Here is a 22,608-nt window from a genome sequence, read left to right as displayed (position 1 = left end):
GTCCCGGCGTACTTCAACGACGCCGAGCGCCAGGCCACGAAGGACGCCGGCACCATCGCGGGCCTCAACGTCCTGCGCATCATCAACGAGCCCACCGCGGCCGCGCTCGCGTACGGCCTGGAGAAGGGCAAGGAGGACGAGCTCATCCTCGTCTTCGACCTCGGCGGCGGCACGTTCGACGTGTCCCTCCTCGAGGTCGGCAAGGACGACGACGGGTTCTCGACGATCGAGGTCCGCGCGACGTCCGGCGACAACCGCCTCGGCGGCGACGACTGGGACAACCGCATCGTCGACCACCTCGTGTCCGAGGTGAAGAACTCGACGGGCGTCGACCTGTCGAAGGACAAGATCGCCCTGCAGCGTCTGCGTGAGGCGGCGGAGCAGGCCAAGAAGGAGCTGTCGTCCGCGACGGCCACCAACATCTCGCTGCAGTACCTCTCCATGAGCGAGAACGGCCCGGTCCACCTGGACACCAAGCTCACGCGCGCGCAGTTCCAGCAGATGACGCAGGACCTGCTCGACCGGACGAAGGCGCCGTTCCACTCGGTCATCAAGGACGCGGGCATCAAGCTCGCGGACATCGACCACGTGGTGCTCGTCGGCGGCTCGACCCGCATGCCCGCGGTCACCGAGGTCGTCAAGGAGCTCACGGGCGGCCAGGAGCCGAACAAGGGCGTGAACCCGGACGAGGTCGTGGCCGTCGGTGCCGCGCTGCAGGCCGGTGTCATGAAGGGCGACCGCAAGGACGTCCTGCTCATCGACGTCACCCCGCTGTCCCTCGGCATCGAGACCAAGGGCGGCGTGATGACCAAGCTCATCGAGCGCAACACGGCCATCCCGACCAAGCGGTCCGAGATCTTCTCCACGGCCGAGGACAACCAGCCGTCCGTCCTCATCCAGGTGTTCCAGGGCGAGCGCGAGTTCGCGCGGGACAACAAGCCGCTCGGCACGTTCGAGCTCACCGGCATCGCGCCGGCGCCCCGCGGCGTCCCGCAGATCGAGGTCACGTTCGACATCGACGCGAACGGCATCGTGCACGTGTCCGCCAAGGACCGCGGCACGAACAAGGAGCAGTCGATGACCATCACCGGCGGCAGCGCCCTCCCCAAGGAGGACATCGACCGCATGGTGAAGGAGGCCGAGGAGCACGCGTCCGAGGACAAGAAGCGCCGCGAGGAGGCCGAGGCCCGCAACTCCGCCGAGCAGCTCGTCTACTCCACGGAGAAGCTCCTCGTCGACAACGCGGACAAGCTGCCCGAGGACGTCAAGACCGACGTGCAGGCGGCGGTCGGCGAGCTGAAGGTGGCCCTCGAGGGCACCGACGCGGAGGCCGTCAAGGCCAAGACGCAGCACCTCGCGCAGGTCAGCCAGAAGATCGGCGAGGCCATCTACGCGAACCAGGGCGCCGAGGCGCCGGCGGACCAGCCCGCCGCGCAGCCGCAGGCCAACGACGAGGACGTCGTCGACGCCGAGATCGTCGACGACGAGGACGAGGCGGCCAAGTGACCGATCAGAACACGCCGTCGTCGGGGTCGGGTCAGCCCGACCCCGACGAGGGGGCCCCGCGCTTCGTCGACAAGCGCCGCATCGACCCGGAGACGGGCCAGGTGCGTACGCCCGAGGAGCAGGTGCTGGCCGACGCGGAGAACATCGCGGCCGGCGCCGAGGAGGCCGTCGTGCTCGAGGGTCTCGTCGAGGCCCAGAAGCTCGCGGCCGAGCGGCTCGACGAGCTGCAGCGCTCGCAGGCGGCGTACTACAACCTCGAGCAGCAGTACTCGTCGTACGTGAAGCGCGCCAAGGCCGACCAGATCGCGGCGCACGACCGCGGTGTCGCGTCCCTCGCGGAGGCGCTCATCCCGGTGCTCGACGACATCGAGCTCGCCCGCCAGCACGGCGACCTGACCGGCCCGTTCGCGTCGATCGCCGAGAAGCTGCAGGCCACGCTCAGTCGCCTCGGCATCGAGCAGTACGGCGAGGCGGGCGAGGCGTTCGACCCGGCCGTCCACGAGGCGCTCATGCACGCGCACTCGGCGGACGTCACCGAGCCGACCGTCCAGATGGTGCTGCAGCACGGGTACCGCACGGCCGACCGGGTGCTGCGAGCGGCGCGCGTCGCCGTCGTGGACCCGGAGGCCTGAGAACGAGGAGGGAGGCGCCGTGACCGGGCAGGACTGGCTCGAGAAGGACTTCTACGCGGTTCTCGGCGTCCCCAAGGACGCCGACGCCGCCACCATCAAGAAGGCGTACCGCAAGCTCGCCCGCGAGAAGCACCCGGACCACAACCCGGGTGACGCGGCGGCGGAGGCGAAGTTCAAGGAGATCGGCGAGGCCTACTCGGTCCTGTCCGACACCGAGCAGCGCCAGCAGTACGACCAGCTGCGGGCCATGGCCGGCGGTCCCCGGTTCACCGCCGGGGGCCGCGGCGGGGCCGGCGGCTTCGAGGACGTGTTCGGCGGGATGTTCGGCGGCGCGCAGGGCGGCCGCACCCGCTACTCGACGAGCGGCAGCGCGAACTTCGAAGATCTCCTGGGTGGCCTGTTCGGTCAGGGTGGCGGCGCCGGGTTCCCGCGCGGCCCGCAGCAGGGGGCGGACCTCGCCGCCTCCGTCACGCTGCCGTTCCGGCAGGCCGCCGAGGGCTCCACGGTGTCGCTCGGCGTCGAGGGTCGCACGGTCAACGCCCGCATCCCCGCCGGGGTCCGCGACGGTCAGAAGATCCGGCTGCGCGGCAAGGGTCGCCCCGGCGAGGGCGGCGCGCCCGCGGGCGACCTCGTGATCAGTGTCAGCGTCACGCCGCACCCGGTGTTCTCGCTCGACGGCGAGAACGTGCGCATCACGGTCCCGGTCGCGTTCGACGAGGCCGCGCTCGGCGCGACGATCGAGGTCCCGACGCTCGACGGCTCGACCGTGCGGGTCAAGGTCCCCGAGGGCACGCCGTCCGGGCGGGTCCTGCGCGTCAAGGGCAAGGGCATCACGCGCAACAAGACGACGGGCGACCTGCTGGTCACCGTGCAGGTCGTCGTGCCGCAGCGGCTCAGCAGTGCCGCCCGGGAAGCCGTCCAGGCGTTCGGCATCGCCACGTCCGGCGAGGACGTGCGGGCCGACCTGCTGGACGCCGCCAGGAAGTGACCTGACGTGCCGTCCGACGACGCCCGCGTCTACGTCATCTCGGTGGCCGCCGAGCTCGCCGGCATGCACCCGCAGACTCTGCGGCAGTACGACCGGCTCGGGCTGGTGTCGCCGGGCCGCACGAGCGGACGCGGCCGGCGGTACTCGCTGCGGGACATCGCGACGCTCCGCGAGGTGCAGCGGCTCTCGCAGGACGAAGGCGTGAACCTCGCGGGCATCAAGCGGATCCTCGAGCTCGAGTCCGAGATCGACGGCCTGCGCCGGCAGGTCGAGTACCTGCGGGCCTTCGTCGAGCCGGGCCGTCGCGTGTTCACCGCGGACGCCCGCGGCGACGTCGTCGCCGTCCCCCGGGGCATTCGGGCGCGGCGCCCGAGCCAGTCGGCGGAGGCCGGCGCAGTCGTCCTGTGGCGCCCGTCCCCCCGCTGAAAGGTCCCGAGATCAGCCGAACCGCGACCGACGTCCTGGTGTCGGTGACGGCACAACCCATGGTCGTCGTCGGGTACGACCCGGACGTGGCCAAGGCCCACGGGTACGCAATCAGGTTCACGGCGGAGGGCATGCCCTACGCCGTGAAGTCGGGACCGCACCTCACCACAGGGCGAGGTGCGACTCCGGACAACATTGTCACGGGCAACTGCGGTTCGTCGTGGGTGTTCCTCTACGACGTCGGAGCACTGCGGTACAGCGTCGACACAGGCTTCGGGCTGGTGAGTGCCGCGGTGTCCTACAGCTGGGCGGCGAACGTCGTCGGTCCGGCCTACAACTACACCCCCGCCTGGTCGGGGGCGCTCCTGCTCAAGACCGCATGGTCCGCGCAGGGAGCCCGGTCCGTCTCGCTCCCGGGCACGTACTCGGCCAAGTCGTCAGGGACCGCGGTGCTGGCCACCGGGGTCATCTGCCGCTCGCAAGGTCCCGTCGCCAACCAGGCGATCTACTAGAGGCACACACCGCTCCGGGCCCGGCGTGGTGCCCCATCGGCACTGAGGAGATCGTCGATGCGCATTGACGTCCAAGTTCCCGCGCTCGAGCTGCTGTGCGTCCGCGAGGTCTGGGGGCTGGACGTTCTGCCCGAACTGCCACGGTGCGATCGTCGAGCAGGGTGACGCTGCGGCCGTCGACGAGCTGTCATGGCGGACGCGCCACGGGACGGCAGGCTTCGACCCCGACGCGTTCCGGTCGTGGGCCAACGGCTACGCCTCGGAGATCGCGGGCGTGCAGAGGCAGTTCCCTCGAACGCCGGAGATGATGCTCGCGAGCGAGCTCCGCATCGCGGAGTCACGTGGTCTTGGCCGGATCGTGGTGCTGCCGTTGGCCGGTGAGTACTCGCCGAGGCACTCAGCGGGATTGTTCGTCTCAGCGGCGACGTACCGGTCGACGGCAGCTCTGGCCGCGGCGCTCGACGTGGCCGTCGGGTAGCTGTCGACGGGACGTCCTCCGGGGTTCGCCAGGTCGACTTCGGTCCGCTCGGTCCGGCGACGCGTCACAGCCTGCGTCCGGCCTGCACGCTCCGCCGTCCCTAGACTCCACCGGGTGACGATCGACCTCGCCAGGGCCCGCGCGGACACGCCCGGCACCGCCACCGTCGCCCATCTCAACAACGCCGGCAGCGCCCTGCGCCCGCGCGTCGTCACCGACACGGTCCTCGCGCACCTGCGGCGTGAGGACGAGATCGGCGGCTATGAGGCCGAGGACGAGGCGCGCGACCGGCTCGCCGCCGTGTACGGGTCGGTCGCCACGCTGGTCGGCGCGCACGCCGACGAGATCGCGCTCGTCGAGAGCGCCACGGTCGCGTGGGACGTCGCCTTCGCGTCGGTCCCGCTGCGTGCCGGCGAACGCATCCTCACGGCCCGCACCGAGTACGTCAGCAACGCGATCGCGCTGCTGCAGGCGTGCGAGCGGACCGGTGCGGTGCTCGAGGTGGTCGAGGACGACGAGCACGGACAGGTCGACGTCGACGCGCTCGCGGCCAGGCTCGACGACGACGTCGCGCTCGTCGCCCTCACGCACGTCGCGACCGGCGGCGGCCTGGTCAACCCCGCGGCGGCCGTGGGCCGGCTGACCCGCGCGGCGGGCATCCCGTATCTGCTCGACGCCTGCCAGTCGGTCGGTCAGCTGCACGTCGACGTCGACGAGCTCGGCTGCGACCTGCTCGCGGCGACGGGCCGCAAGTTCCTGCGCGGACCTCGCGGCACCGGCTTCCTGTACGCGTCGCGCGCGATCACCCCGCGGCTCGTACCGCCGGTGCTGGGCCTCGACGCCGCGACCTGGACGTCGCCGACCACCTGGGAGCCCGCGCCCGACGCGCGCCGGTTCGAGACGTGGGAGCGCAACGTCGCCGGCCTGCTCGGGCTCGGCGCGGCCGCCGACTACGCGCTCGGGTGGGGCACCCGTGCGATCGAGGCGCGCGCGGTCGAGCGGGGCGAGCGGCTGCGCGGGATGCTCGCCGAGGTCCCGGGCGTGACCGTCCGGGACAAGGGTGTGGAGCGCTGTGCCATCGTCACGTTCACGGTCGACGGCGTCCCCGCGGCCGAGGTTCGGGACGCGCTGCGGGCGGCGGGCGTCAACGTGAGCATCACGCGCTCGACGTCGTCGCAGCTCGATCTCGCCGCGCGCGGGCTCACCGAGGTGGTCCGCGCGTCCCCGCACTACTACACGTCCGACGACGACCTGGAGCGCGCGGTCGCCGCCCTGCCGCGACGCTGACGCACGACGGAGACAGAAGACGCCCCCCGGCGGATCACCCGGGGGCGTCGTGCGTCACTGCGGGGGGCCGTACGGCGGGGGCGGCGTGCCCGGACCCTGGCCGTACGGCGGGGGCGGCGTGGACGGGCCCTGGTCGTACGGCGACGGCGGCGTCGCGAACCGGGGGTCCGTCGAGACGCCGGGTCGCTGCTGCTCCCACGGCGGGAGGGGGGCCGCCGTGATCCCGTACGCCTGCGGCGCGGGGTAGCCGCCGGCCGACGGGTAGCCGCCCTGCTGCGGGTACCGGCCCGTCATGGCGCGCAGCTCACGCAGCTCACGCTCGATGGGCCACTCCTGGAACACGAAGATCAGCATCACCACGAGGTTGGCGACCGGCACGAAGCACAGCGCCGCGTACCAGCCGGAATAGCCCGCCTTGCGGGCGACACGGACGTAGCAGTAGACGGCGAACGCGATGATCGCCGCGTAGAACAGCAGCAGCAGGAAGATCGCGAAGCCGGGCATCGTCGACGACTGGTCGGCGTAGATGGTGGAGCCCCTCTCGGTGGGCTGCCGCACGGGCAGCGGGCACCCGTGGGGGCGGGCGCGGCGGACGGTCACGGGCCCGACCCGGTGCGGTCGGGAGCGCGTCGAGGCTATCGGCCGGGCGCCGCTGCCGGGCGCCCGTCTTCGGTGCTGGACTGCGGGTTCACCCGGCAGGACCACCCCGCAGGACGGCATCGGCACGCTGACGCCGAGCACGGGAGAATGCCGCGATGCAGCGGACAGCGCTCGGCATCGACGTCGGGACGACGAACACCAAGGCGGCGCTCGTCGACGTCGCCGACGGCCGTGGCCTGGGCCTCGCGTCCGCGCCGACCCCGTCGCCCACGGACCTGCCGGTCGTGCTCGCAGGCCTCGTCGCGCGTGCGGTCGGGCACGGTCCGGCGCCCGAGGCCGTCGGGGTCGCGTCGATGGCCGAGACGGGTGTCCCGCTCGGCCCGGACGGGGTGCCGCGCGGCGACTGGCTCCGCTGGGACGGCCACCGCGCCGGTGCCGAGGCGGCCACGCTCGCGGACCGGCTCGGACGCGCCGACCTGTTCGCCGCGACGGGCGTGCGGGCGAGCGCCAAGGTGCCGCTCGCGACGTGGGCCTGGCTGGCCAGGCACCGCCCCGACGACCTGCGCGGCGGCCGCTGGGCCGGGGTCGCCGACCTCGTCGGTCTCGTCCTCACCGGTCGGCTCGCCACGGACCACACGCTCGCGGGCCGCACCATGGCGTACCGGCTCGGCCGTCCGGGCGCGCTCCCGGGGGCGTTCGACGCCGACCTGCTCGCCGAGGTCGGGCTGCGACCCGAGCAGGTGCCCGACGTCCTCGTGCCGGGCGAGCTGCTCGGCGGGGTCCGCTCCGGGCCGTTCACCGATGCCGGTCTCCGAGCGGGCACCCCGGTGACGATCGCGGGCCACGACCACGCCGTCGGCACGTGGGCCGCCGGGGTCCGAGCTCCCGGCCAGGTCGCCGACTCCGTCGGCACGGCCGAGGCCGTCTGCACGGTGCTCGCCGCCGACCCGACGCCGGGTCCGGTCGCGCTGGCCGGCATGAGCCTGGTGCGCACCGTCACGGGGGCGCTCCCCGCCCTCCTTGCGGGCTCGTCGAGCGCGGGGGCCACCGTCGCGTGGTGGCTGCGCACGCAGGTGCGCGACGAGGACCCCGACCGGCTCATGGCCGAGGTGTCCGCGCTCGGCGACGACCCCGGGCCGGTCGTCGTCCTGCCGTACCTCGCGGGCAGGCAGACCCCTGACCCGGACCCCGAGGCGCGTGTGCGGGTCGTCGGCACCGGCACCGCGGCCGAACGCACGCACGGCCTGCTGCTCGGCCTCGCGCTGCAGGCCCGCTGGATGCTCGACACCCAGCTCGACCTCGCGGGCGGCCTCGCCCCCGCGGACGTCGCGGTGCTCGGCGGGCCGATGACCGCCAACCCGGCCTGGCTCGCGCTCAAGGCCCGCGTGTCGCCTGCGCCCGTCCGGCGCGTGGACGCCGCCGAGCCGGTCGCAGCCGGCGCCGCCCTCCTGGCCGCCGAGCGCGCCGGGATGCTCGACGGCCCGGCGCCGGTCCTCCCGACGACCCCGGCGACCGCGCCCCGGCCGCACGACCCGGCCGTTGCCGCGGCGTACGCACGCTTCGTCGCGGCAGCCCGCGACACGAGCGGGCCGGCCTCCCCCGACGCCCACACGCACCTCGACAGGCCACGCGATACGGACGACGGCAGCGGCGCGCTGCCGGTGATCGGTTTCCTGCACACGGGCGAGATGCACCCTCCGACGTTCGACCGTCTCCTCGCCGACGCCGCGCCGGACGTCCTCGCCGCCCACGTCGTCGACGCCGACCTCCTTGCGACGGTCCGGCGTGACGGCGTGACCGACGAGGTCCGTGCTGCCGTCGCCGACCACCTGCGCGACCTCGAACGCGCGGGCGCCGCCGTGATCCTCGTGACGTGCTCGTCGATCGGGGAGGCCGTGGTCGACGCCGCCATGGCCGTGCGCGTCCCGGTGCTGCGCGTCGACCGCCCGATGGCGGCCGAGGCGGTCGCGGTCGCCGGGGACGGGGGGCGGGTCGTCGTGCTTGCCACGGTCGGCTCGACGGTCGGCCCGACGAGCCGCCTGGTCGCCGCCGCGGCCGAGGACGCCGGGCTCGACGTCGAGGTCGACGCGGTCGTCGTCCCGGGAGCAGCCGACGCGCGGGACGCGGGCGACGACGAGGCGGCCGACCGCCTGGTGACCGAGGCCGTCGTCCGGGCCGCCGAGCACGCCGACGTCGTCGTCGTGGCGCAGGCGTCGATGGCCGCCGCCGCAGCCCGCGCGGACGTCGACATCCCCGTCCTCACGTCCCCGGCCACCGGACTGGCCGCCGCCCTCACGACGCTCGCCGCCGTCCGTCCAAGCCCCTGACCGAGCGTCGGCCCACCTGCCCATCTCGTCGCCGTTCGCGAGCTCGAGTTCGGTGGTTCCAGTCGAGCTCGGTGGTTGCAGCCCACGAACTCGACGACAACCCACGAACTGGGCGAAGCGGCTGTCCTCCCACGTCAGAGCACACGTCACCTCCCCGTGTCAGGCCATGTCGGCCCGTGTCAGCGGGCGTGTCAGCGCCGTGTCGGTCCCGTGTCAGGCGCCCCGGGCAGGCTGACGGCCATGACCACAGACCTGGTGATCGAGGCAGAAGGCCTCATCAAGCACTTCGGGGAGACGAAGGCCCTGCAGGGCGTCGACCTCTCCGTCGCCCGCGGCACCGTCCTCGGCGTGCTCGGCCCCAACGGGGCGGGCAAGACGACGGCGGTCCGCATCCTGTCGACGCTGCTCACGCCGGACGGCGGCCACGCGCGCGTCGGCGGCTTCGACGTCGTCAAGGACGCCGAGCGCGTCCGTCAGACCATCGGCCTCACGGGCCAGTACGCGTCCGTCGACGAAGATCTCACCGGACGCCAGAACCTCCAGCTCATCGGCGTCCTGCTCGACCTCGGCAAGGCGAACGCCCGCACGAGGGCGGCCGAGCTGCTCGAGTGGTTCGACCTCACGGAGGCCGCCGACCGTCCCGCGAAGACGTACTCGGGCGGCATGCGCCGCCGGCTCGACCTGGCCGCGAGCCTCGTCGGGCGGCCGGACGTGATCTTCCTCGACGAGCCGACCACGGGCCTCGACCCGAGCAAGCGTGAGGACATGTGGAACGTCGTCCGCAGCCTGGTCGACGACGGCTCGACGGTGCTGCTCACCACGCAGTACCTCGAGGAGGCCGACGCGCTGGCCGACGAGATCACGGTCATCGACCACGGTCGCGTCATCGCGCACGACACCCCGGACGGCCTCAAGCGGATCGTCGGCGGCCAGACCCTCGAGGTCCGCCCGTCCGATGTGTCCCGCCTGGAGGAGACCGCGACGATCCTGCGTCAGGTGTCGGACGGCCGCACCGAGGAGATCCGCAAGGGCGTCCTCGCCGTCCCGGTGAGCGACGACCAGGCCATGACGGCGACGGTCGCGCGCCTCGCCGCCGCCGGCATCGCCGTCACGGAGCTGTCGCTGCACCTGCCCAGCCTCGACGAGGTGTTCTTCACCCTCACGGGTCGCACCGCGTCCGAGGACGACACGACCACCACGAAGGAGGTGGCGGCATGAGCACCACCACGCTCGACGCGCAGACTCCGACCAGTGGCCGCCCGTCGGCCCCGAACGCCGCGGCCCCGCGCCCGACCAAGCGCCCGTTCCCGCTCGTCCGCCACTCGCTGGCCCTCGCCAAGCGCAGCCTCATCAAGACGTGGCGCACGCCCGAGGCCCTGATCGACGTCACGCTGCAGCCGATCATCTTCCTGGTGATCTTCGTCTACATCTTCGGTGGCGCGGTCGCCGGCGGCACGCAGGAGTACCTGCAGTTCCTGCTACCGGGCATCCTCGCCCAGACGATCGCGCAGGGTGCCATCGCGATCGGCGTCAACCTCAACACCGACCTCGAGAAGGGCATCTTCGACCGGTTCCGGTCGCTGCCCATCCCACGCTCGGCCCCGCTCGTCGGCGCCGTCTCCGGCGACGTCGTGCGGTACGTCATCGTGACGGTCTCGACGTTCGCGATCGGCTACATCATGGGCTTCCGCATCACCACGGACCCGCTCAGCGCGGTCGCCGGGTGCCTGCTCGCGATCCTGTTCGCCCTGTGCCTGTCGTGGGTGTCGGTCTTCGTCGGCATGAAGGTCCGTACGTCGGGCGCCGTCCAGGGGATCATGTTCCTGGTCATCATGCCGCTGAGCTTCGCGTCGAACGTGTTCGTCCCGACCAGCTCGCTGCCGTCGTGGATGCAGACGTTCGTCGCCTGGAACCCGCTGACCCACCTCGTGGCGTCGATGCGGGGCCTGTTCCTCGGCACCCCGCTCGGCAACCACGTGTGGTGGACGCTGGCCTGGTGCGTCGGCCTGGTCGTCGTGTTCATGCCGCTCGCGCTGCGGGCGTACCGCAAGAAGGTCTGACACCAGCACGACCGGCGGGCGGTCCTGGCACTCACGCCGGGGCCGCCCGTCGCGCGTCCGTCAGGACCGCAGGATGTCCGCCGCCAGCTCGTGGATCCGCGGGCCGAGCGTCATCGCGGTCTGCGACCGGAGCCGGGCGACGGCGGCCGCGCGTTCCTCCTCGTCGCCGAGCACGGTCGCGAGCCGGTCTCCGAGCACGAACCGGAACATCGCCATGAGGTTCGCCCCGAGCCGGGTGCCGAGCGCCCACAGCTCGCGGGCCTGCGCGTCGCGGCCCTCGTGGGCGGCGAGGTCCGCGAGGCCGAGCGCGTACGAGCCGAGCACGGGCATGTCCGTGGTCGCGCTGGCGTCCGAGCCCGCGAGCCGCAGCAGCGCCCGGGCACGGTCGCGGGCGAGCGGCGACCGGGCCGGCACCTGGTCGGCGACCCCGAGGTGCACCATCGCGGCCGCGACGCGGAACACGCTGCGGGCCTGGGGGATCGGCATGGTCGCCTCGTCCTCGATGACGGTCGTGGCCGCCTCGGCGTGCTCGACGGCGTCGTCGTACCGCCCGTTGCGCCACGCGACGTGCGCGAGGCCGAGGTGGGCCTGCGCGACGTCGACGGGGTCCGCGGGCGAGTCGACGACGTCCCGCAGCACGCCGACCGCCTCGAGGTCCCCGGCGAGAGCGCGCTGCACGTCGAGCAGCACGCGTGCCGACCGGGCGTCCTGCATCGCGCCGACGAGCTCGAGGTGCTCGATGCTGCGGCGCAGCCACAGGTCGGCGTCGACGAGGCCACGCTGACCGTCCCACTGCCCGACGCCCTGCGCGGACATGCCCATGCCCCAGTGGTCGCCGACCGCCTCGAACCGGTGGTACGCCTCCATCGCGTCGGACGCCGACGTGTCGGCCTCGCCGGTGTTCTCGCGGATCGCGGCGCGCAGGAACAACCCGAGGCCCTGCAGGTACGGGTCGTCCGACTCGACGAGCGGGAGCGCACCGGCGTCCGCCAGGCGCGTCCAGCTGAGACCGGGGAGCGCACGGGCGAGCGTCGACATCCGCGGGCTGACCTCGTGGGGCCGCTCGCGGAGCGCCCGCCGGGCGCCGCGCCACGCGAGCGCCATGAGCCGCAGCGACTCGACGGCGCCCGCGTTGACGCTCGCGAAGACGCAGACGGACACCGCGCGGTCGCCGTCCGGGAGCGGACGCCCGGCGGCCTGCCCCTGGACGATCGCGGACGCGCGTCGCGCCGGCAGGGAGTCCACGTGCAGCAGCTGGGTCGCCCACGAGACGACCTCGGCGTGCAGCCCGCGGATCGTCCAGACGACGAACAGGGCGGCCGTGATGTCGACGGCGGCCGGCTCGTCGTCGTGCGCGACGGCCCAGCGCAGCGCCGCGAGGAACGTGTCCTGCTCGGCCGCGCACCGGGCGAGCGCCGTGAGCTGGGCGGGCCCGATGAAGTCGTCCCGCAGCAGCGCGCACTCGTCGGCCGACCACCGGACGAGGCCCCGCATCGCGGCCGGCCGCCCCCCGACGGCGTCGAGCCGGGCGCCGCCGTACTCGCGGACCGTCTCGAGCATCCGGTAGCGCGCGGGCCCGTCGTCGCTCTCGTCGAGCGTGAGCAGCGACTGCTCGACGAGCATCGCGAGCCCTCGCCGCACGCCGCGGGCGTCCTGCCCCGACACGGCGAGCGCGGTGTCGGCGGTGAACGGCGCCGGGACCACCGCGAGCCGTTCGAGCAGCTCACGCTCGGGCGGGTCGAGCAGCTCGCGGCTCCAGTCGACCATCGCCCACAGGCTCGCGTGCCGCTCGGGCAGGCCGCGCAGGGCGTCGTCGAGCAGCGCGAACCGGTCGGACAGCCCCTCGAGGACGTCGGCGACCGGCATCGCCCGCAGCCGGGCGGCGGCGAGCTCGAGCGCGAGCGGGAGGTTGTCCAGCCGGTGGCACAGCTCGCGGGCCCGCTCCTCGTCCCATCCCACGGTGTCCCGCCCGGCCCGCGCGCGGGCCTCGAGCAGCGCGAGCGCGTCGTCGTCCGGCAGCGCGCGCAGTCGGTGCACGGCCTCGCCGACGATGCCGAGCGGCGCGCGGCTCGTGGCGAGCACGACGACGTCGGGCGGCGCGGACGCGAGCAGGTCCGAGACGACGGCGGCGGCCGCGTCGAGCACGTGCTCGCAGTTGTCGAGCACCACGAGCCCGTCGAGGTCCTGCGCCGCGAACCGCAGCCGCTCCTCGGGCGTCAGCAGCCGACGCCCGGGCGCCAGGTCGGGGCGGGCGGCCGCCGTCTCCGACCCGCCGAGCGCCGCCAGCACGGTCGGCAGCACCTCCGCGGCGTCGTGCACACCGGCGAGCTCGACGGCACGCACCGACGTGCCGAGCGCCGCCGCCCGCCGGGCGACCTCCGTCGCGAGCCGCGTCTTGCCCGCCCCGCCCGTCGCCACCACGGTGACGAGCGGCGCCTCCTTGAGCGCGGTCTCGACGGCGACGACGTCGGCGTCGCGGCCCACGAGCACGGTCGCGGGGCGTCGCCAGGACACCGGCAGGGACACGGTCGCGCGCGACGCGGCGGCGAGGGCGGGCCGGGGCGGCTCGGCCGCGGGCGCGAGCTCGCCGCGCAGCAGCGCGAGGTGCGCCTGTGCGACGACGGGCGACGGGTCCGTGCCGTAGCGGTCGGCCAGCTCCGTGCGCAGGTGCTCGACGACCTCGAGCGCCTCCGCGTCCCGCCCCTGCGCGGCCAGCACCCGCACGAGGAGTGCGACGAGCGGCTCGTCGGGCGGCGTGCGCAGCGCGGCGGCGCGCAGGTCGTCGACCGATCCGGAGGTGTCGCCGAGCGCGAGCCCGGCCTCGGCCCGGACGGCGGCCACGTCGGCCATCAGCCGGGCGGTCGCGGCGTCCGTCAGGTCGGGGACGAGGGGGACGAGCGCGCGGGCCTCGTCGGCGAGGGCACGGGCGTTCGCGGGGTCGTCGGAGCGGAGCGCGGACCGGGCACGTGCGACGAGCGCCGCGACCTCGTCGGTGTCGACCTGCAGGTCGTCGGTGGGGAGCCGGTAGCCGCCCGGTGCGGCCGTGACCGGGAGCCCGAGCCGGCGGGCGCGCGAGACGAGGGCCTGCACCGCGCCGGTCGCGTCGTCGGGCGGGTCGCCTTCCCACACGTCGTCGACGAGCGCGGCCGACGACACGGCCCGCCCGCGCGCGTCGAGCAGGGCGCGGACCACGGCGACGAGCCGGTCGCCCCGGACGGCCCGGCCGTCGACGGCGAGCGTCCCCAGGGTCGTGATCTGCACCGGGACAGCATCCCTCACCGGCGGTGCGTGCGGGGCGACCCGCTCCGGAAACCACACCGGGCCGGTCGCTCGACGCGACCGGCCCGGTGCCCGGGATGGGGGAGGGGGTGCGGGTCAGGCGTACGCGCCGGCCGGCCGGTCGGACAGCGCGCCGGTGCCGCCGGGGCCGCGGTACGTGCTGCCGTCGAGCCAGAGGATGTAGAAGAAGATCACGGGCAGCAGGACCAGCCCGACGGTGAACCCGGCACCGTGACCGAACGAGACCGAGAGGCCGTGGTACGTGAGGATCAGGAACACGATGTTCACGATCGGGATGAGGAACAGCACGATCCACCAGACCGGCTTGCCGGAGATCTTGAGCAGCACGATCGTGTTCCAGATCGGGATGAGCGCCTGCCAGCCGGCCTCGCCGGCCTTCGTGAAGATGAAGTAGATCGGCAGGACGGCGATGACGTAGCCGATGAGGCCGGCGATGAGGCCTCCGGCAGCGGCGCCGCCGGAGGCGGCCGTGTCCGTCGTGGTGACGGCGAGAAGTGTGTGCATGGCGCGGAACTTAGCGGCACCGCGGCGGACAAGTGGGGCGTTTCGTGCATCGGTTCGGTCACGGCCGCGCACATTCGGCCGTTCGGCCCTGGTCGGGGGCGTGCGGGCGGCCGCGCACATTCGGCCGTTCGGGGGACCCCCGGGACCACTTCGTCGCGGCTGCGGCGTGTCGCCCTCCGGCGCGTCGGGACGAAGCGGACCGTGCCGTTGTGGACGTGCGTGTGCACCGTCCTGTGGGGTCGATGTGGACAGCCGCAAAGGTGCAGGCCAGGGGTCGTGTCAGAGGTCGTCGATACCCTGGTACTTCTCCACAGGATGAAAAAACGACACGGATGTAACACAAGCCCTAGTGGTCACTTGCGGGCCCCACCCCCAGGTGTAGTGTTGCCGACGACGCGGTGGGGGAGCCGTCGTCGGCCCGGCAGGGCCCCAGAAACTCGCGTGAGCACCCTCGTGGAGCGCCGCGCAGAACCAGGCAAGAGGGAGCCACGATGTCGATCACGGTCTACAGCAAGCCGGCGTGCGTGCAGTGCAACGCGACCTACCGCGCGCTCGACAAGCTCGGTACCGAGTACACCGTCGTGGACATCAGCGAGGACGCCGACGCCCGTGACTACGTCATGTCGCTCGGTCACCTCCAGGCCCCCGTCGTGATCGTCGACGGCGAGCACTGGTCGGGCTACCGCCCCGACCGCATCAAGGCGCTCGGCGAGCGCCTGGCGGCCGCGGTCGCCTGACCCGTCGTACGTCGGCCGGCCGGCACCACGGTCGGTCGTCGAACGGGCGGCGCGAGCCGCACCCACGGACGCCCCGGGCCGGCGCAGGCCACCACCGCGCCGGCCCGGCGGGCATCCTTCCGCACGCCCGGACGGCCCGGCCGTCCATCGTCAGACCCGAGTGGGGGAGCATCGCGATGAGCTCGCTCGTCTACTTCTCCTCGACCTCGGACAACACCCACCGCTTCGTGCAGAAACTACAGCTGCCGGCGCAAGGCGTGAATGTGTACCGCATCCCGCTGCGTCCGACCGACCCCTTCCTGCACGTGACCGAGCCGTACGTGCTGATCGTGCCGACGTACGGCGGGGGCAACGAGGGTGGGGCAGTACCCCGGCAGGTCATCAAGTTCCTCAACGACGAGGACAACCGTGCCCTGATCCGCGGCGTGATCGCGGCAGGGAACACCAACTTCGGCGAGGCCTACTGCATCGCGGGGGACATCATCGCGGCCAAGTGCCGGGTCCCCTACCTGTACGGGTTCGAGCTCATGGGAACGAACGAGGACGTCACGCGCGTCCGTGAGGGATTGAGGACATTTTGGCTTCGACAGTCGCAGATACCCGCGTAGAGCTGACGGGGCTGGACTACCACGCCCTCAACGCGATGCTGAACCTCTACGGCGCGGACGGCCAGATCCAGTTCGACAAGGACCGTGAGGCGGCGCGGCAGTACTTCCTGCAGCACGTCAACCAGAACACGGTGTTCTTCCACGACCTCGACGAGAAGCTCGACTACCTGGTCGAGAACAAGTACTACGACCCCGAGGTCCTCGCGCAGTACGACCGGGCGTTCATCAAGACGCTCTTCCAGTACGCGTACTCGAAGAAGTTCCGGTTCCAGACGTTCCTCGGCGCGTTCAAGTACTACACGTCGTACACGCTGAAGACGTTCGACGGGAAGCGGTACCTGGAGCGCTTCGAGGACCGCGTCTGCATGGTCGCCCTCTCGCTCGCCGCGGGGGACCAGGACTTCGCGATCAACCTCGTCGACGAGATCGTCAGCGGCCGGTTCCAGCCGGCGACGCCGACGTTCCTCAACCTCGGCAAGGCGCAGCGCGGCGAGCCCGTGTCCTGCTTCCTGCTGCGCATCGAGGACAACATGGAGTCCATCGCGCGCGGCATCAACTCCGCCCTGCAGCTGTCGAAGCGCGGAGGCGGTGTGGCCCTCCTCCTCAGCAACATCCGCGAGCACGGTGCGCCCATCAAGCACATCGAGAACCAGAGCTCCGGCGTCATCCCCGTGATGAAGCTCCTCGAGGACTCGTTCTCGTACGCCAACCAGCTCGGTGCCCGCCAGGGTGCCGGTGCCGTGTATCTGCACGCGCACCACCCGGACATCTACCGGTTCCTCGACACCAAGCGCGAGAACGCGGACGAGAAGATCCGCATCAAGACGCTGTCGCTGGGTGTCGTCATCCCCGACATCACGTTCGAGCTCGCCAAGAAGAACGAGCCGATGTACCTGTTCTCGCCGTACGACGTCGAGCGTGTCTACGGGGTGCCGTTCGCCGACGTGAACGTCACCGAGAAGTACTACGAGATGGTCGACGACGCGCGGATCCGCAAGACCAAGATCAACGCGCGCGAGTTCTTCCAGACGCTCGCCGAGCTCCAGTTCGAGTCCGGCTACCCGTACGTGATGTTCGAGGACACGGTGAACCGCGCGAACCCCATCAAGGGGAAGATCACGCACTCCAACCTCTGCTCGGAGATCCTGCAGGTCTCGACGCCGTCGACGTTCAACGAGGACCTCTCGTACGACCACGTGGGCCGCGACATCTCCTGCAACCTCGGCTCGATGAACATCGCGCTGTCGATGGACTCGCCGGACTTCGGCAAGTCGGTCGAGACCGCCATCCGCGCGCTCACGGCCGTGTCGGACCAGACGGACATCGAGTCCGTCCCGTCGGTCAAGAAGGCGAACGCCGGCGGCCACGCCATCGGGCTCGGTCAGATGAACCTGCACGGGTACCTGGCGCGCGAGCGGATCTTCTACGGGTCCGACGAGGGCCTCGACTTCACGAACATCTACTTCTACACGGTGGCGTACCACGCGATCCGGGCGTCGAACCTGCTCGCGCAGGAGCGCCAGCAGAAGTTCTTCACGTTCGAGGAGTCGAAGTACGCGACGGGCGAGTACTTCGAGAAGTACATCGAGAAGGCGTGGGAGCCGCGCACCGAGCGCATCAAGAAGCTGTTCGCCGACGCCGGCGTGCACATCCCGACGCAGGACGACTGGCGCGAGCTGGCCGCCCTCGTCAAGGAGCACGGCCTCTACAACCAGAACCTGCAGGCGGTCCCGCCGACCGGCTCGATCTCGTACATCAACCACTCGACGTCGTCGATCCACCCGATCGCGTCGAAGATCGAGATCCGCAAGGAAGGCAAGATCGGCCGCGTCTACTACCCGGCGCCGTTCATGACGAACGACAACCTGGAGTACTACCAGGACGCGTACGAGATCGGCTACGAGAAGATCATCGACACGTACGCCGAGGCCACGCAGCACGTGGACCAGGGCCTGTCGCTGACGCTGTTCTTCAAGGACACCGCCACCACGCGCGACCTCAACAAGGCGCAGATCTACGCGTGGCGCAAGGGCATCAAGACGATCTACTACATCCGCCTCCGCCAGCTCGCCCTGGAGGGGACCGAGGTGGACGGCTGCGTCTCGTGCATGCTCTGACCTGCGCCTTCATCCTGACGACCACGAATTGCGAGTGCTGACATGACCCCCACGGGGAAGCTGAAGCTGATCGACCGCGTGTCGGCGATCAACTGGAACCGGCTCGAGGACGACAAGGACGCCGAGGTCTGGGACCGCCTCGTCGGCAACTTCTGGCTGCCGGAGAAGGTGCCGGTCTCCAACGACATCCAGTCGTGGGCCACGCTCACCGAGCAGGAGAAGACGCTCACGATGCGCGTCTTCACGGGCCTGACGCTGCTCGACACCATCCAGGGCACGGTCGGCGCGGTCAGCCTCATCCCGGATGCGATCACGCCGCACGAGGAGGCCGTCTACACGAACATCGCGTTCATGGAGTCGGTCCACGCCAAGTCGTACTCGTCGATCTTCTCGACGCTGTGCTCCACCAAGGAGATCGACGAGGCGTTCCGCTGGTCGGAGGAGAACCCGAACCTCCAGCGCAAGGCCGAGATCGTCATGGAGTACTACAAGGGCGACTCGCCCCTGAAGCGGAAGGTCGCGAGCACGCTGCTCGAGTCGTTCCTCTTCTACTCGGGCTTCTACCTGCCCATGTACTGGTCGAGCCGCGCGAAGCTCACGAACACGGCCGACCTGATCCGCCTGATCATCCGCGACGAGGCGGTGCACGGGTACTACATCGGCTACAAGTTCCAGAAGGGCCTCGAGAAGCTCACGGCCGAGGAGAAGACGGAGCTCAAGGACTACACGTTCGAGCTGCTCTTCGAGCTGTACGACAACGAGGTGGAGTACACGCAGGACCTGTACGACGGCGTCGGCCTCACCGAGGACGTCAAGAAGTTCCTGCGCTACAACGCCAACAAGGCCCTCATGAACCTCGGCTACGAGGCGCTGTTCCCGCGCGACGAGACGGACGTCAACCCGGCGATCCTGTCGGCCCTGTCGCCGAACGCCGACGAGAACCACGACTTCTTCTCGGGGTCGGGCTCGTCGTACGTCATCGGCAAGGCCGTGAACACCGAGGACGACGACTGGGACTTCTGACCTCGCCTGCACCACGACAGCCCCGGAACGCCTGCAGGACGTTCCGGGGCTGTCGTCGTCCGGACGTCGAACACGACGGGGTCGTCCGTGACCTGCGCAGACGGTGTCGGCGGTGAGGGTTGCCTCACCTCAATCGCGGCTCTGACCTGCAGAATCGTCCCGCGCAGCGGTAGGCACACCAACGGTGACGGGTCTACCGTCGACGGGAACGCTCGTGCAGCCCTCAGTCCCCGGAGGTCGTCATGACGGAACTCATGGAACTGCCGCCCGTCGCGGAGTGCTCGGTCGAAGGCTGTTCGTACAACGACCACTCGCACTGCCACGCCGCCGCCGTCACGATCGGCGGCACGAGCGGCGACGCGCAGTGCGCCACGTTCATCCCGCTCGGGGTGAAGGGCGGCCTCGACAAGGTCATCTCGCACGTCGGTGCGTGCCAGCGGCAGGACTGCACGCACAACTCGCACCTCGAGTGCACGGCGTCGTCCGTCCGTGTGGGAGCGGGCCACGACATCGCCGACTGCCTCACCTACGCACCCGCCTGACCCCGCGCCAGCACAGCGCACGACGGGCCCCGACCGCAGCGGTCGGGGCCCGTCGCGTGTCCGGGGGTGGGTCGTCAGCCCGGGTGCCGGGCGATCTCGATGAGCTGTCCGACGAGCACCGCGGCGTCGGGGACGAGGTCGCGTTCGCCGGGCACGAGCGAGGGGTCGAGGGCCCGCAGTGCGGCGGCGTCGTCGATGGCGCCGGTCGGGTCGACATCGGTGGCGCCCAGGAACGACGCAAGCAGCACGCGCGCCGCCTGCGAGTAGACGCCCCCCGCGTCGACGACGACCTCGGCGAGGATCAGCGCGGTGAGCGCGACGTCGAGCTCGGCGGTGCCGGTCCGGGCGTTCGACCAGTCGACGACCGTGGGCCCGCGGGTGTCGGACAGGATCACGTTCCCGGGGTGCAGGTCGAGATGCACGACCGTCGGGCCACCAGGCACGCGGGGCCACGGCACGTCCGTCTGGCCGCGCCACGCGTCCGGCGCCGGGATGGCGTGCAGGCGCGTGTGCAGATCGGCGAGGATCGCGGCGCCGTCGTGCAGCGACATCTCCTCGGCGGCCAGCGCCTGCAGCATCGTCGGTCCGTGCAGCCGTTCGAGCAGGATGTCCGGGCCGTCGACGCCGATCACCGCGGGGGCGGGGAAGCCGTGCCCGACGACGTGCCGCAGGATCTCGGCCTCGGGTGTCGCGTCGCGCCCGGAGCGGTAGCGGCGCAGCACCGTCGCGTCGTCGAGCGCGTACACGTCGGCCGCGGTGCCGGCCGCGAGCAGCGGTCCGGGGTCGTCGGAGTGGTGCTCCGCGGAGTGCTGCGGCTGCGTGGGGACCCGGGGGACCCCGCCGCCGGCGGGCGCTCCTCCGACGGGCGAGGGGTGTCCCGCGGGGTCGCTGGGAGCCAGTTCGGCGGGGTTCATACAACGACGGTAGACGCTTTGCCCGGATGTGTCCCCCGACGGTCGCACATCAGACGCTGACCTGCGACAGGACTGTCCATGAACCGGGCCACACGGACGCTTGACCTGATCCTGCGCGCCCCGGCGTGCCTCCGGGGTGCCGGCAGGCGGCCGCCGTCAGGCCCGCAGCGTCAGGAGCGTGCGATGCGGGCGAGCTTCTCCACGGCCTGCTCGTGCGTCGACGGCAGCAGCTCCACCCACACCCGCACGGGCCGCCGCGTCGCATGGGCCACGTCGAGCGTCGCGACCCTCCGGCCGATCTCTGCGTGCAGGTCGTCGAGGTGCGCGCCGAGGTCGTCCTGCGGGCGCGACAGCACCGCGAACACCCCGCCCCCGAGCGTCGCCATGGGGTGCCCGTGCCCGAACGTGCTGGTCATCGCCGCGCCGACGGCCGCCGACCGGGCGGCCCTGGCGAACGCGTCGACATACCCGTTCGCGACGTCGACGAGCACCAGGTGATGGTCGAGGTCCGCGTCGCGGGCGTCGTGGTACGCCTCGGCGAGCCGGACGGCGAGGTACTGCTGCGTCGGCAGGCCCGACTCGGGGTCGAGGCTCGTGCCGAACGCGACGGCACCGGCCTGGGCGTCGGCCCAGCCCTCGCAGAGGGCCCGCAGCACCGCGCGCGGTGGTTCGGGCTGGCCGGTCGTGCGGTACAGGCAGGCGAGGTCGTCGATCGTCTCCCCGACGCCCACGCCGTCGTAGCCGCGGGCCCGGCCGAGCTGTTCGGCGGGCGCGGTGGCGTCCTGGCCGGTCAGCAGGGCGAGCGCGAGCGCGTCGACGGCGGGGTGGTACCAGTCGGCAGGACGCAGCCAGACGGACGCGACGCTCTCGTCGCGCCAGCGGTCACGGAGAGCCGCCGGCACGGCGGAGTCGAGGCCGATGTTCATCGTCACGCCGGATGAGAGACGGGGGCCACGGAGGTGTGACGCGGGTCGGCGGTTTTTCACCCGCCTTCACTCGAACGGTTGCCGGGCTGACCGTATCGTTGCGAATGTTGTCGGTTAGTGTGCACGGGGCGTTTCATGCTGATTCACCCGAACAATGCCGGATCGGTCTGGCGGATCAGTCTGACGGGGCAACGGGACGCTGACGGGAGCGGGTGTGAGTTCCAGCGCAGACCTCGAGAGCGGCGTCGTCGCTGACGCCGACCTCCTCGCGGCCGTGCGGGCGGGGGACACCTCGTCGTTCAGCACCCTCTACGAACGGCACGCGGGCGCCGCGTTCGTCGTGGCCCGCCAGTACACGGACTCGAAGGCCGACGCCGACGACGTCGTGGCCGACTCCTTCGCCGCCGTCCTCGGTGCGCTGCAGCGCGGCAACGGCCCCGACGCCGCCTTCCGGGCCTATCTGTTCACGGTCGTCCGGCGGGTCGCGGCCGTCCGCCGCACGTCCGCGCGCCGCGTCGAGCCGACGGACGACCTCGCGACGCTCGAGGCCGGCACCGCGCTCGCCGGGACCGCCGAGGAACCCACGCTCGAGGGGTTCGAGCGGGGCGTCGTCGCGCGCGCGTTCCACTCGCTGCCCGAGCGGTGGCAGGCCGTGCTGTGGCACACCGAGGTCGAGGGGCTCAGCCCCGCCGAGATCGCGCCGCTCCTGGGCCTGTCGGCCAACGGCGTCGCGGCGCTCGCCTACCGCGCGCGCGAAGGGCTGCGGCAGGGCTACCTCCAGCAGCATCTGCAGGACCCGATGGACGAAGGCTGCCGGGTGGTCGCGGGCAAGCTCGGCGCCTACGTGCGGGGCGGGCTCGGGACGCGCGAGACGAACCAGGTCGAGAAGCACCTCGACGGGTGCGGCGAGTGCCGGGCCCTCGTGCTCGAGCTCAGCGACGTCAACCACGGCATGCGCGCCGTCATCGCGCCGCTCGTGCTGGGCCTCGTCGGGGTCGGTGCGCTCGCGACCGCGCTCCCGGTCGGTGGTGGCCTCGCCGCAGGGGCGGCCGCACTCGGAGCGGGGCACACGGCCGGCACGTCGGCGGGTGCGGCGGGCGGCGCGGCGGGTGGTGGCTGTC

Annotated in this window: 21 protein-coding genes; 16 read left to right on the top strand and 5 right to left on the bottom strand. The window is 72.1% G+C overall.

Translation table 11 applies throughout. The annotated features are described in order from the left end of the window. From dnaK to J7523_RS18815, 7 genes are all read left to right on the top strand, one after another. The coding region (gene dnaK, locus J7523_RS18845) for a molecular chaperone DnaK (RefSeq protein ID WP_291890148.1) at positions 1 to 1,506 on the top strand (1,506 nt) is incomplete at its 5' end. After that, a complete protein-coding gene (gene grpE / locus J7523_RS18840; protein WP_291890147.1) occupies positions 1,503 to 2,138 on the top strand; it encodes a nucleotide exchange factor GrpE in 636 nt (211 codons plus the stop codon). The genes dnaK and grpE, both read left to right, overlap by 4 nt. 19 nt (positions 2,139 to 2,157) lie before the next feature. Then, positions 2,158 to 3,126 (top strand): DnaJ C-terminal domain-containing protein, encoded by a 969-nt coding sequence (locus J7523_RS18835; protein ID WP_291890146.1) that lies wholly within the window; start codon positions 2,158 to 2,160, stop codon positions 3,124 to 3,126. Between the two features lie 6 nt (positions 3,127 to 3,132). Further along, entirely contained in the window at positions 3,133 to 3,552 is a 420-nt protein-coding gene (locus tag J7523_RS18830) for a helix-turn-helix transcriptional regulator (protein ID WP_291890145.1), read from the top strand. Between the two features lie 44 nt (positions 3,553 to 3,596). Next, the gene (locus J7523_RS18825; RefSeq protein WP_291890144.1) at positions 3,597 to 4,064 is read left to right on the top strand and encodes a hypothetical protein; all 468 of its coding nucleotides are present in this window, start codon (positions 3,597 to 3,599) and stop codon (positions 4,062 to 4,064) included. Positions 4,065 to 4,128: 64 nt separating this feature from the next. Next, positions 4,129 to 4,542, top strand: coding sequence for a hypothetical protein (locus tag J7523_RS18820; RefSeq protein ID WP_291890143.1), 414 nt, complete (start codon positions 4,129 to 4,131; stop codon positions 4,540 to 4,542). A 114-nt stretch (positions 4,543 to 4,656) separates the two neighbouring features. Further along, complete coding sequence (locus J7523_RS18815) at positions 4,657 to 5,829, top strand: aminotransferase class V-fold PLP-dependent enzyme (protein ID WP_291890142.1); 1,173 nt, start codon at positions 4,657 to 4,659, stop codon at positions 5,827 to 5,829. Between the two features lie 54 nt (positions 5,830 to 5,883). On the opposite strand, the gene J7523_RS18810 is transcribed toward J7523_RS18815, so the two are convergent. Beyond that, complete coding sequence (locus J7523_RS18810) at positions 5,884 to 6,429, bottom strand: hypothetical protein (protein WP_291890141.1); 546 nt, start codon at positions 6,427 to 6,429, stop codon at positions 5,884 to 5,886. A 155-nt stretch (positions 6,430 to 6,584) separates the two neighbouring features. Between J7523_RS18810 and J7523_RS18805 the strand changes: the two genes are divergently transcribed. The 3 genes from J7523_RS18805 to J7523_RS18795 all read left to right on the top strand — a co-directional run bounded on the left by J7523_RS18805 (position 6,585) and on the right by J7523_RS18795 (position 10,816). Further along, positions 6,585 to 8,756: an FGGY family carbohydrate kinase gene (locus J7523_RS18805; RefSeq protein WP_291890140.1), complete on the top strand. Its 2,172-nt coding sequence runs from the start codon at positions 6,585 to 6,587 to the stop codon at positions 8,754 to 8,756. 240 nt (positions 8,757 to 8,996) lie between these two features. Further along, positions 8,997 to 9,974 carry an ATP-binding cassette domain-containing protein gene (locus tag J7523_RS18800; RefSeq protein ID WP_291890139.1) on the top strand — a complete coding sequence of 326 codons (978 nt, stop codon included), beginning with the start codon at positions 8,997 to 8,999 and terminating at the stop codon, positions 9,972 to 9,974. Then, positions 9,971 to 10,816 (top strand): ABC transporter permease, encoded by an 846-nt coding sequence (locus J7523_RS18795; protein ID WP_291890138.1) that lies wholly within the window; start codon positions 9,971 to 9,973, stop codon positions 10,814 to 10,816. Before J7523_RS18800 ends, J7523_RS18795 begins: the two co-directional genes overlap by 4 nt. Before the next feature lie 60 nt (positions 10,817 to 10,876). Here J7523_RS18795 and J7523_RS18790 read toward each other — a convergent pair whose 3' ends face one another. Then, positions 10,877 to 14,077, bottom strand: a complete 3,201-nt coding sequence (locus tag J7523_RS18790) for a BTAD domain-containing putative transcriptional regulator (RefSeq protein WP_291890137.1) — start codon at positions 14,075 to 14,077, stop codon at positions 10,877 to 10,879. A 114-nt stretch (positions 14,078 to 14,191) separates the two neighbouring features. Continuing rightward, complete coding sequence (locus J7523_RS18785) at positions 14,192 to 14,620, bottom strand: DUF5684 domain-containing protein (protein WP_291890136.1); 429 nt, start codon at positions 14,618 to 14,620, stop codon at positions 14,192 to 14,194. Between the two features lie 491 nt (positions 14,621 to 15,111). On the opposite strand from J7523_RS18785, the gene nrdH reads away from it, so the two are divergent. The 5 genes from nrdH (at position 15,112) to J7523_RS18760 (ending at position 19,647) form a co-directional block, all read left to right on the top strand. Further along, a complete protein-coding gene (nrdH, locus tag J7523_RS18780; protein ID WP_291890135.1) occupies positions 15,112 to 15,357 on the top strand; it encodes a glutaredoxin-like protein NrdH in 246 nt (81 codons plus the stop codon). Positions 15,358 to 15,533: 176 nt separating this feature from the next. Next, positions 15,534 to 15,965, top strand: a complete 432-nt coding sequence (nrdI, locus tag J7523_RS18775; RefSeq protein WP_291890134.1) for a class Ib ribonucleoside-diphosphate reductase assembly flavoprotein NrdI — start codon at positions 15,534 to 15,536, stop codon at positions 15,963 to 15,965. Beyond that, on the top strand, positions 15,935 to 18,082 hold the full coding sequence (gene nrdE, locus J7523_RS18770; protein WP_291890133.1) for a class 1b ribonucleoside-diphosphate reductase subunit alpha: 2,148 nt from the start codon (positions 15,935 to 15,937) through the stop codon (positions 18,080 to 18,082). The genes nrdI and nrdE overlap by 31 nt, the downstream gene beginning before the upstream one ends. Before the next feature lie 42 nt (positions 18,083 to 18,124). Beyond that, on the top strand, positions 18,125 to 19,105 hold the full coding sequence (gene nrdF, locus J7523_RS18765) for a class 1b ribonucleoside-diphosphate reductase subunit beta (protein WP_291890132.1): 981 nt from the start codon (positions 18,125 to 18,127) through the stop codon (positions 19,103 to 19,105). A 242-nt stretch (positions 19,106 to 19,347) separates the two neighbouring features. After that, on the top strand, positions 19,348 to 19,647 hold the full coding sequence (locus tag J7523_RS18760; protein WP_291890131.1) for a DUF1540 domain-containing protein: 300 nt from the start codon (positions 19,348 to 19,350) through the stop codon (positions 19,645 to 19,647). Between the two features lie 74 nt (positions 19,648 to 19,721). Here the strand turns inward: J7523_RS18760 and J7523_RS18755 are convergent, their stop codons facing one another. Both J7523_RS18755 and J7523_RS18750 read right to left on the bottom strand, forming a co-directional pair. After that, the gene (locus tag J7523_RS18755) at positions 19,722 to 20,561 is read right to left on the bottom strand and encodes a phosphotransferase (RefSeq protein ID WP_291890130.1); all 840 of its coding nucleotides are present in this window, start codon (positions 20,559 to 20,561) and stop codon (positions 19,722 to 19,724) included. A 170-nt stretch (positions 20,562 to 20,731) separates the two neighbouring features. Then, entirely contained in the window at positions 20,732 to 21,487 is a 756-nt protein-coding gene (locus tag J7523_RS18750; protein ID WP_291890149.1) for a hypothetical protein, read from the bottom strand. Between the two features lie 214 nt (positions 21,488 to 21,701). On the opposite strand from J7523_RS18750, the gene J7523_RS18745 reads away from it, so the two are divergent. After that, positions 21,702 to 22,608 (top strand): sigma-70 family RNA polymerase sigma factor (locus tag J7523_RS18745; RefSeq protein WP_291890129.1); only part of this gene is annotated, 907 nt, incomplete at its 3' end.

It is taken from the genome of Cellulomonas sp. (assembly GCF_017744555.1).
Lineage (GTDB): Bacteria > Actinomycetota > Actinomycetes > Actinomycetales > Cellulomonadaceae > Cellulomonas.
The sequence above is the reverse complement of the archived record's forward strand: the minus strand, read 5'-3'. Positions and strand labels throughout refer to the sequence as shown.